Annotated in this window: 8 protein-coding genes; all 8 read right to left on the minus strand. The window is 66.6% G+C overall.

Translation table 11 applies throughout. The features are described 5' to 3' along the window. Positions 1-25: 25 nt before the first annotated feature. Complete coding sequence (locus tag VFJ08_RS09445; protein WP_324996950.1) at positions 26-1240, minus strand: multifunctional CCA addition/repair protein; 1215 nt, start codon at positions 1238-1240, stop codon at positions 26-28. Beyond that, the gene (locus VFJ08_RS09450; RefSeq protein WP_324996951.1) at positions 1240-3180 is read right to left on the minus strand and encodes a transglycosylase SLT domain-containing protein; all 1941 of its coding nucleotides are present in this window, start codon (positions 3178-3180) and stop codon (positions 1240-1242) included. Before VFJ08_RS09450 ends, VFJ08_RS09445 begins: the two co-directional genes overlap by 1 nt. Before the next feature lie 64 nt (positions 3181-3244). After that, on the minus strand, positions 3245-4204 hold the full coding sequence (locus VFJ08_RS09455; RefSeq protein ID WP_349256984.1) for a hydrogen peroxide-inducible genes activator: 960 nt from the start codon (positions 4202-4204) through the stop codon (positions 3245-3247). A gap of 25 nt (positions 4205-4229) precedes the next feature. Next, positions 4230-5168: an oxygen-dependent coproporphyrinogen oxidase gene (hemF, locus tag VFJ08_RS09460; RefSeq protein ID WP_324996953.1), complete on the minus strand. Its 939-nt coding sequence runs from the start codon at positions 5166-5168 to the stop codon at positions 4230-4232. Then, positions 5161-5730, minus strand: coding sequence for an L-threonylcarbamoyladenylate synthase (locus tag VFJ08_RS09465; RefSeq protein WP_324996954.1), 570 nt, complete (start codon positions 5728-5730; stop codon positions 5161-5163). The genes hemF and VFJ08_RS09465 overlap by 8 nt, the downstream gene beginning before the upstream one ends. Positions 5731-5802: 72 nt before the next feature. Next, the gene (locus VFJ08_RS09470; protein WP_324996955.1) at positions 5803-8352 is read right to left on the minus strand and encodes a DNA topoisomerase I; all 2550 of its coding nucleotides are present in this window, start codon (positions 8350-8352) and stop codon (positions 5803-5805) included. A 212-nt stretch (positions 8353-8564) separates the two neighbouring features. Beyond that, on the minus strand, positions 8565-9038 hold the full coding sequence (locus VFJ08_RS09475; RefSeq protein ID WP_324996956.1) for a DUF494 domain-containing protein: 474 nt from the start codon (positions 9036-9038) through the stop codon (positions 8565-8567). Positions 9039-9267: 229 nt separating this feature from the next. Further along, a partial coding sequence (dprA, locus tag VFJ08_RS09480; RefSeq protein ID WP_324996957.1) for a DNA-processing protein DprA occupies positions 9268-10186 on the minus strand: 919 nt, incomplete at its 5' end.

Below are 10186 nucleotides of genomic sequence, written 5' to 3' on the forward strand. Positions count from 1 at the left end.
GCGCAGTAGTTTTGTAGACACCCTCTTATATTGTTGCTGCGATCGCACGGATACGTGCCGCGCGCAGGGCGCGGCCGATCTCGGGGCCTTCGAGTCCACGCCCGGCAATGGCCGCGCCGTCGATTACCCTGGCCGCTTCCCGCGCCTTGCGGATCTTGTCGGCCTGGGGGTAGGCGTGATGCTCGTAGCCGAGCCGGCCGCGTACGTCGGCCGCGCATACGGCGATGAGATCCTCGATGCGCTCAGGGCGCCGGAACGCGTCCAGGGCTTCCAATACTTTAAGCACCGTCCCGGGGCGCAGTTCGTCGATGCGATGCAGATGCGTGTGCCAGCGCGTGATCAGGCGCGCGGTCTGGCGCAGACGCTTGGGCACGCCGAGGCGTTCGCTGGCGGCTTCGGTGGGCGCGATGCCGCGTTCCTCATGCCCGCGATGGCTGGGCAGGATGTCTTTCGGGGTGATGGCCTTGCCGAAGTCGTGACAGATCGCGGCAAAGCGCGCCGCCAGGCTCGCTTTTGCGCGCGCCGCCTGGCCGAGCACGAGTAGGGTGTGGACGCCGCTGTCGATCTCCGGGTGGTAGCGCACCGGCTGGGGCACGCCGAATAGCCGGTCCAGCTCGGGCAACACGATCGCCAGTGCGCCGGTGGCGCGCAACAGATAGAAAAACAGCTGCGGCTCGGCGCCCATGAGGGCGCGCTCCATCTCGGCCCAGACGCGCTCGGGCACCAGATGATCGATTTCGCCGCCGGCGACCATGGCGCGCGCCAGGTCCATCGTCTTGTCGGCCACGGTAAAGCCCAGCGGCGCCAGGCGTGCGTAGTAGCGCGCCAGCCGTAGCAGCCGCACCGGGTCCTCGGCGAAGGCGTCGGAGACATGGCGCAGGACGCCGGCTTCAAGATCGGCGCGGCCGCCGTAGGGGTCGATCACGCTGCCGTCGTCCGCGCGCGCGATGGCGTTGACGGTCAGATCGCGGCGGGCGAGATCGGCTTCCAGGGTGACATCGCTGCCGGTATGAAACACGAAACCGTGATAGCCGTGGCCGGACTTGCGCTCGGTGCGCGCCAGCGCGTGTTCCTCGCGCGTCTCCGGGTGCAGGAACACCGGAAAGTCGCGGCCGACTGGCGTGTAGCCGGCCGCCGTCATCTGTTTCGGCGTGGCGCCGACCACGACCCAGTCGCGATCGGCGACCGGTAGGCCGAGAAACTCGTCGCGTAGCGCGCCGCCGACCAGATAGCGCTGCATCAGAACGTCGTCTGGCTATCGTCGGGGTAACTCGGCTTCACTTCATCGATGCGCTGGTCGAGCGGAACCACGGATTCGGCCAAGCGATGCTGAAACACGGTCATGTGCGACATCGCGCGCCGGACGTAGCGCCGGGTCTCGGTATAGGGAATATTGGCGATCCAGATGGCGGCCGGCATGTCGTGGTCCGGCAGCCACTCGGCGATTTTGTGCGGGCCGGCGTTGTAACTGGCCGTCGCCAGGGCGATGTTACCCGACCACTCGGCCAGCATGTCGCCGAGATAACGCGCGCCGAGACCGATGTTGGTGGCCGGGTCGTTGAGATCGTACGCCGAGGGGGCGGGGCGGCCCATCGCGCGCGCCAGATCGGCTGCGGTGCCCGGCATGAGCTGCATCAGACCGCGCGCGCCGGCCGGGGAGCGCGCCGTGGGCTGGAACAACGATTCGGTACGGATGATCGCCATGACGTAGGCGGGATCGAGGTCGTTGTTGTCCGCGGCCTCGCGCACCGCGCCGACGAACGGCGTCGGATAGCGGATATCCAGATCGTTCCAGTAATCGGCCTTGGCCAGAGTGACGATCGCGCGCGCATACCATTGCCACTGATAGGCGATCTTCGCGGCCTGAGCCAATTCGGCCGAATTCAGATGCGCGATGAGGTTCTGCCACTCCAGATAGGCATAGCTCGTCATGCCCAACTCGTGCAGTTCATGAGCGCGCGCCAACGCCGGTTCTGCCTCGACCCGGGCCCGGGCCGCCGGATTGTCCGGTACCGGTTGCGCGTTGAAGCTGTAGTCCGCGCCGATCGCGTCCGCGGCCAGATAGCCGTGATACGAGCGCCGCGAGGCCAGGCGCGCGAATATCGCCCGGGCCTGTGGTTTTTGGCCGGTCGCGGCCAGCGCGCGCGCCTTCCAGTATCGCCATACCTCGTCATCGGCGGTAGCGGCGGACAGGCTGTTGATGGCGTCGAGCACCAGCGGCCAGCGTTGCTGATAGATCGCGGCGCGGATTTCCCAGCCCAGCGCGTGCTCGTCGCCGACCATGCGGGCATGGTCGATACGCGCGAACCACAGCAACGCCTCGGGGCGGTGATCCTCGGCGTACAGCAGGGCGACGTAGCGCCGCATCTGGTAGCGCTGATCGCCGTTGAGCCCGAGCCGCGCGACCAACGGTTTGATCAGCCCCGCCGCGGTATCCAGATCGCGCAGGGCGAGCCGCTTGAACGCATAGACCGCGATTTCCGGGTCCAGCCCCGCCCGCGCGTCGGCCAGATTCGACGGCGTTTCGGCGACATTGAGCCAGCGATCGATGATCGCGGTGTCGGCAATCGGCATCTGGCGTGTCAAATAGCGCGCCAAGCCGTATTGATCGTTGAGGATCGCCTTGTGGGCGCGCTTGCGGATCACCGTCGCGGTCAGCCGTCCGGTGTCGTCCAGCCACGCGAACACCGGGTCGCAGGCCGACGGCTGACTCCGGCCGACGATGTACAGATCGATCGCTTGCTTAACCGGCGTGCGACCGAGTTCAATTTTGCCGTGCACGGCCCGACACCGGGCGCTGGTGCCGTCGGAAGCACGGGTCCGGTCGATCACCTGTTGCCATTGGCCGCGATCGGCCAGGTTGGCGATCCAGGCGTCGCGGAGCTGTTGCGCCGGGGGCAGGTCGAGGTGGGCTTCGATGAAGCGCTCGATTCGGGCGTCCAACGCCGCGCCCGCATTCGTGCGCAGTTCGGCGCGCAGCTGCGTGGCCTGCAGATAGTCGTACAGCGGGTAGCCGCGCAGGTCGGCGACCTCGGCCGACTTGTCGGCCAGATCGCCGCGGCGGGCGGCGGACAGCGCATCGAGGAATTCTTGGCGCGTGGCATCGCTGGCGGCGGCGTGGGCGGGCCCGGCAAAATCCAAGACAAAAACCAGGGCGGCGGCGATCGTGAGCGCGCGCATGGCGGATCGACAACGGCGGATGACCGGGCGAGTGTACAAGAGTCGTCGCTGTAGAGGCTCGATGTTACGACGCGTCGAGAAAGCCGTCGTCGGCGTTGCTGGCGACGGCCTCGGGCAGCAGCGTTACGCCGGTCGGGTCGCACTGTAGCACGGCCTCGCGCAGCGCGGTGATCGCCTTGGGGCGCGGGAAGCTGCGGCGCCACGCGATACCGATTTGGCGCTGGGGCGGCTCGCCGGCGAACGGCCGGGTCTCGAGCAGGCGCGACTCGGCCGACAGATTGGGGATCGACGAGCGCGGCAGCACCGTCACGCCGAGCCCACTGGCCACCATATGGCGGATGGTTTCCAGGCTCGAGCCCGAGCGGGTGCGATTGGCCTCTTCGGATTCACGGCACTCCGCGCACAGTTGCAGCACCTGATCGCGGAAACAGTGGCCGGGGCCGAGCAGCAGCAAATTGTCATCGGCCAGATCATCCGGCTCGATCGTTTCGCGTTCGGCCCAGGCGTGGTTCTGCGGCATCACCACCACGAACGATTCGTTGTAGATCGGCCAGGTCGCCACCCCCGGGACTTCGTAGGGCATGGCCACGATGACCGCGTCGAGCTCGTTGTTGCGCAATTGCTGGGTGAGATTGCCGGTAAGATTCTCCTCGATAATCAAGGGCATATCGGGCGAGGCTTCGCGCAGCCGCGGGATCAGGTGGGGCAGCAAATAGGGCCCGACCGTATAGATCGCCCCCAGACGCAGCGGGCCTTTGAGTTCGTCGCGCCCCTGCTCGGCGACCGCTTCCAGCGCGGAGACCTCACCCAGAACCCGGTAGGCCTGCTCGATGATGCGCCGGCCGATGGGCGTGACCCGGGCCTCGCCGCGATTGCGCTCGAACACGGTCACGCCGAGTTCGCCCTCGAGCTTCTTGACCGCGACCGACAGGGTCGGCTGGCTGACGAACGCACGCTTGGCCGCCCGGCCGAAGTGGCGCTCCTTATCGAGCGCGATCAGGTAACGCAGTTCCGTGAGAGTGATATGCATCTTCAATCGCCATTATAGTCTATGCCCCCGCGAGCCAATCACGCGGCACCAGGAAACGATCGGTCAGATCGGCCTCGGGGGAGCCGGGCTCGGGCGAAAATCCATATTGCCACGCGGCCAGCGGCGGCATCGACATCAGGATCGATTCGGTGCGCCCGCGCGATTGCAGACCGAACAGCGTGCCGCGGTCATAGACCAGATTGAACTCGACGTAGCGCCCGCGCCGGTATAGCTGAAAAGCGCGTTCACGCTCCCCCCAGGCGTGATGACGGCGCGCCTCGACGATCGGCACATAAGCGTCGATGAAGCCATCGCCCACCGTCTGCACGAAAGCCAGCGAATCGGCGAAGCCGAGTTCGTCGAAATCGTCGAAGAACAGCCCGCCCACGCCGCGCGCTTCGCCGCGGTGTGGCAGATGAAAGTATTCGTCGCACCAGGCCTTGAAGCGCGGATACAGGTCCGCGCCGAACGGCGCACAGGCGTCGTGCGCGGCGCGATGCCAGGCCACCGCATCCTCTTCGAACGGATAATAGGGCGTCAGGTCGAAACCGCCGCCGAACCACCACACCGGCTCCGCGCCGGGTTTTTCGGCGACGAACAACCGGACGTTGGCGTGGGCCGTGGGGACGTACGGGTTGTGCGGATGGGCGACCACCGACACGCCCGAAGCGATGAACGAGCGCCCGGCCAGTTCAGGCCGACGGGCCGAGGCGGACGCCGGCAGCTCGCGGCCGTGTACGCGCGAGAAATTTACCCCGGCGCGCTCGAAGACTTCGCCGTCGGCCAGTATCCGGGTATCGCCGCCGCCGCCCTCGGCGCGGGTCCAGGTATCGGCATGAAAACGCGCGTCCGGTTCGAATGCGCCCAGGCGATCGACGATGCGGTTCTGCAGATCGCGGAAATAAGCGATCGCGGCATCCGGATCGGCCGCGTCGCGGGTGTGATCGGGCTCAGCCACGGACGGTCTCGTCGGTGACCGCATTGCGGATTGTGCTCGGTCGGCCCGGAGTGTCGGGTTCGCCGCCCAGCACCAGATCGATCCGATCGCCGAAGCGGGCGCGGGCGCGCCACGCAGAGGCCACCGGCGGGCGGCCGGTCACGTTGGCGCTGGTGGAGACGATCGGCCCGTCGAACTCGGCGCACAGCGCGCGCGTAAGGCCGTGCGCGGTCTCGCGTAGGGCGATCGTCGCCCGGCCGCCGGTCAGCCACCACGGCGCGTCGCGACGAGCCGGCAACAGCCAGGTGGTCGGCCCCGGCCAGGATTCGACCGCCCGGCGCCAAGCCGCATCGGCACGCGGGTCGACCAGCGGCGCGAGCTGGCTCGCATCCGCGGCGACCACGATCAACCCGCGGGCCGCGTCCCGGCGCTTGGCCGCGAGCACCCGCCATACGGCATCGGGGTCATAGGCGTCGGCGGCCAGCCCCCAGACGCCTTCGGTGGCATGCGCGACGATGCCGCCCGCGGCCAGGGTGCGGGCGGCCAGCCGCAGTCGATGCGGCGACACATGGATATCGTGCATAGCGGCAACCCTCGAAAAAACCGACCGGAACGGCCGGAAAGTAGTACGAAGTGTACGTCGGATCAGCCCGCCTCAGGTCGAGGCGGAGCCCCCTTTGCGGCCGCCCGAGCCGGACTTTTTCGATTGAGTCTTGGTCGTGCCCGGCGCAGTCTTCTTGCCGGTCGCGCTCTTCGACGAGGACGACTTCTTGGCCCTCGTCTTGCCGTTGCCGGTCTTGCGCTTCGTGGCTTGGCTTGCGGCGGTCTTGGCCTTGGCGCCCGACGTCTTGGTCGTCTTGGCGCTGCCGGAGGCTTTCTTGCCGGCCGCGGTCTTGGCGTTCTTGCGGCCGCGTTTCTTTTTCTCCGGCGCCTTGGCCAGGATCTCCCGGCACTGTTCGAGCGTCAGTTCGGCCGGCTCGAGGTCCTTCGGCACGCTGGCGTTCTTCTTGCCGTCGGTGATGTACGGGCCGAACGGGCCGTGCTGGACCTTGATGCCGGCGTCCTCGAAATGCGCGATCAGCTTCTTGGCGTCGGCCTCTTTCTTGGCCGCGATCACTTCCAGCGCGCGCTGTTTCGAGATGGTGTAGGGGTCGTCTTCCTTGAGCGAGGCGAATTTCTTGCCGTAGCGGACATAGGGCCCGAAGCGGCCGATATTGACCTGGATTTCCTCGCCTTCGGGGGTGGCGCCCAGATCGCGCGGCAGATTGAATAGATACAGCGCTTCGTCGAGCGTGATCTTGTCCATGTCCTGGCCCTTGCGCAGGCCGGCGAACTTCGGTTTTTCCTCGTCGTCCTTGCTGCCGATCTGCACGAACGGGCCGAAGCGGCCGATCCGCACGATCACCGGCTTTCCGGTCTTGGGGTCGGTGCCGAGTTCGCGCGCCTGGGCGACTTCCTCGCGCGAGAGATCCTGTTTGGACTCGATCTGATCGGAAAACCGGTCCCAGAATTCGGCCAGCAGCGGGCGCCAGTCGGCCTCGCCTCGGGAAACCGCGTCCAGCCGGTCTTCCAGATTGGCGGTGAATTCGTAGTCGACGTAGCGGGTGAAATGATCGGTCAAAAACTTGTTGACGATCTTGCCCAGCGGCGTCGGCATGAAAGCCTTGCCGTCCATCTCGACGTACTCGCGATCCTGTAGCGTGGAGATGATCGCGGCATAGGTCGACGGCCGGCCGATGTCGTATTCCTCTAGCGTCTTCACCAGCGCGGCCTCGGTGAAGCGCGGCGGCGGCTCGGTGAAATGCTGGGTTGGAACGATCTCGTTGAGCGCGATGGTTTCGCCTTCGGCGAGCGCGGGCAGGCGCTTGTCGGCGTCGTCGTCGCCCTTGTCGTCGTCCCGGCCTTCCTTGTAGACCGACAGAAAGCCCGCCTCGCGCAGGGTGCGGCCGGTGGCCCGAAACAAGTGCTTGTTATCGGGGTCCGCGGCCAAGTCGGCGGAGACCGTATCGAAGACGGCGTGCACCATCTGGCTGGCCACCGTGCGCTGCCAGACCAGTTCGTAGAGCCGGAACTGATCCGAGGTGAGATGGCTTTTGATCTCGCTCGGGATACGCGCGCTGGCGGTCGGCCGGATGGCTTCGTGCGCTTCCTGGGCGTTCTTGGACTTGGTCTTGAACGTACGCGGGCTGTCCGGGCAATTCTTGGCGCCGTAGCGATCCGCGATCGTCTGGCGGATTTCGGTGAGCGCTTCGCCCGCCAGGTTCACCGAATCGGTCCGCATATAGGTGATCAGACCGGTTTCTTCGCCGTCGCCGAGCTTCACGCCTTCATACAGGTTCTGTGCGGTGCGCATGGTGCGGCGCGCATTGAAGCCGAGCTTGCGCGCGGCCTCTTGCTGCAGCGTGGACGTGGTGAACGGCGGCGAGGGGTTGCGCCGGCGCTGTTTCTTTTCGACCGTGGCGACCCGCAGAGCGCCCTCGGCCGCGGCCACGAGTTTTTCATAGGCCGCGTCCGCGCCGCCCCGGTCGTTGATCGTGAACTGCTCGACCTTCTCGCCGTCGAGCTGCGACAGGCGCGCCGAGAACGGAATATCGTCCTTTTCCGCCTTGGCCTCGATGCGCCAGTATTCCTCGGGCACGAAGGCCTCGATTTCGGCATCGCGCTCGCAGATCAGGCGCAGCGCCGGGCTCTGCACGCGCCCGGCCGACAGGCCGCGCTGGACCTTCTTCCACAGCAGCGGCGAAAGATTGAAGCCCACCAAATAATCGAGCGCGCGGCGCGCCTGTTGGGCGTTGACCAGATCGTCCGAGATCGTGCGCGGATGCGCGACCGCGTGCGCGACCGCGCGCTTGGTGATTTCGTGGAACACCACGCGGGCCACGTGCTTGTTCTCGAGCAGGCCGCGATCGCGCAGCAACTCGAGCAGGTGCCAGGCGATGGCCTCGCCTTCGCGGTCCGGGTCGGTCGCCAGCAGCAGGGCGTCGGATTGTTTCAGCGACTTGGCGATCTTGTCGACCTGCTTGGCGTTACGGTCGATGATGTCGTAGTGCATCGCGAAGTCGTTGTCGGTATCGACCGCGCCTTCCTTGGGAATCAGATCGCGCACATGACCGTATGAAGCGAGGACCTGATAGTCCTTGCCCAGATATTTTTCGATCGTCCGGGCCTTGGCCGGGGACTCCACGATGACGAGGTTTCGGCTCATCGACTCACACTTGAAAAGGGATGGAAATCGGAACGGGCGCGCCGCGTGGCGAACCCTAGCACAGCCTTTGAAGCACGCGCGACGCGCCAGCGTCAAGACGGGGAAATCCGCAATGGCGGGTCGAGCGCGGCGTTTTCAAGCGTGCCCGGCCGGCGCGGACAGGCCGCGGCGGGCGGCTTGCCGAGGAAATATGAATAGCCCTATGACCGACGTCAGTGACTAGCGCCGGGCACGTCCGCGTGCAGCATGGCTTCCATCCGCGCCTGGGCGGTTTCGTGGCCATCGGTCGAGGACAGCACCATCATCACGATCCACTTGACCTGCTCCAGTTCCGCGCCTTCGAATTCGTCGTCGACCAATGCCATCAGCCGGTCGATGACCAGTTCGCGATTGGCCGCGCAGAGCACGCCGGCGCGTTCCAGGCGCGCGATATAACCGCGGCATTCGGCGTCAAGCACGTGCATTTCGGGTTCGGCATAGATCCGAATGCTGTCGTCCGAGGGCGGGGTGATCGGCGCCCGGCCCTCCGGCTGGGCCGCGCGCAGCCAGTCGAAGGCGTCGTCGATCTCGTCGGGGAAGAAGCCGGCGTCGCCGAGATCCCGGCGGACATCGCCGGTCGCGCCCACGTCCGTCAACGAAAAGTTCTCGAACAGATAGAGCAGGACGTCCAGGACATTTTCGTTCATGACATCGATTTTATCATGCCGACCCGCGCCGGGCGTGGCGAACGCGCTGTCAGGCTTATTCATCCGGTATGAAAATACCTTCATGCCGGATGAATAATGCGAGTGCGCAACCGCGTCCTCGCCGCGGCCATCGGCCGCGAAGCACTTGAAAATCAAGGACGGACATGTGCCGGCCTTGATTTTCGGGTGCGTTGAAAACAGCTGACATTTCAGCTGTTTTGGTGTCGAATTAATAGCCTACCCGCACATAAGCGCCGCCGGCGACGGCTCTTACCCGGCCTTCGAGTTCGAGAATGAGCAGGGTCGAAGACACGGCGTCCGCGGGCCAGCCGGTGCGCGCCACCAGGTCGTCGATGCGCGCCGGATCGTGGCCGAGGGCCGCCAGTAGGCGCTCGGCCTCGTCGTCGCTATTGTCGTCGCTGTCGACAGGCGCCGCCGGTTCGCCGGTCGCTGTGGCGGCGCTGGTTTCGCGCCGATAGCCGCCGATCGAGCCGGCGATCTCTTCCAGGATGTGATCGGTGGTCTCCACCAGCTTGGCGCCCTCACGGATGAGCTGGTGGCAGCCGCGGGCCAGCGGGTTATGGATAGAGCCGGGCAGGGCGAAAACTTCGCGGTTGGCGGCGCCGGCCATGCGCGCGGTGATTAGCGAGCCCGAGGCGCGCGCGGCCTCGACCACCAGGGTGGCGGCGCACAGCCCGGCGATCACGCGGTTGCGCCGCGGAAAATTGCCGCGTGCCGGCTGGGTGCCGAGCGCGAATTCGGAAAGCAGCAGACCGCGCTCGGCGATACGCTCGGCCAGCGCCTTATGGGCCGCCGGATAGACGCGATCCAGGCCGGTGCCGGTGACTGCGATGGTCAGTCCGTCGGCATCCAGCGCGCCTTCGTGGGCGGCGGCGTCGATGCCACGGGCCAGCCCCGAAACCACGACCAGCCCCGCGGCGGCCAGCGCTCGGCCGAATTCGTGGGCCGCCTCGCGCCCCGCGTGGCTCGGATTGCGGCTGCCCACCACGGCGATGGCCGGGTAGTCGAGCAGATCGGTGTCGCCCAGCGCGTACAGCCAGGGCGGCGGCGGGTCGAGTTCGGCCAGCGCGGCCGGATAGGCGGCATCGCCGAGGCTGATGAAATGATGATGTTCTTCGGCCAGCCAT

This window comes from Salinisphaera sp., assembly GCF_035690525.1.
Lineage (GTDB): Bacteria > Pseudomonadota > Gammaproteobacteria > Nevskiales > Salinisphaeraceae > Salinisphaera.

Bases quoted from the DNA above. Each gene is read 5' to 3' on its own strand.
- VFJ08_RS09465 (WP_324996954.1), bottom strand. From the start codon at position 5,730: ATGCACGATATCCATGTGTCGCCGCATCGACTGCGGCTGGCCGCCCGC.
- VFJ08_RS09445 (WP_324996950.1), bottom strand. From the start codon at position 1,240: ATGCAGCGCTATCTGGTCGGCGGCGCGCTACGCGACGAGTTTCTCGGC.
- VFJ08_RS09470 (WP_324996955.1), bottom strand. From the start codon at position 8,352: ATGAGCCGAAACCTCGTCATCGTGGAGTCCCCGGCCAAGGCCCGGACG.
- VFJ08_RS09475 (WP_324996956.1), bottom strand. From the start codon at position 9,038: ATGAACGAAAATGTCCTGGACGTCCTGCTCTATCTGTTCGAGAACTTT.
- VFJ08_RS09450 (WP_324996951.1), bottom strand. From the start codon at position 3,180: ATGCGCGCGCTCACGATCGCCGCCGCCCTGGTTTTTGTCTTGGATTTT.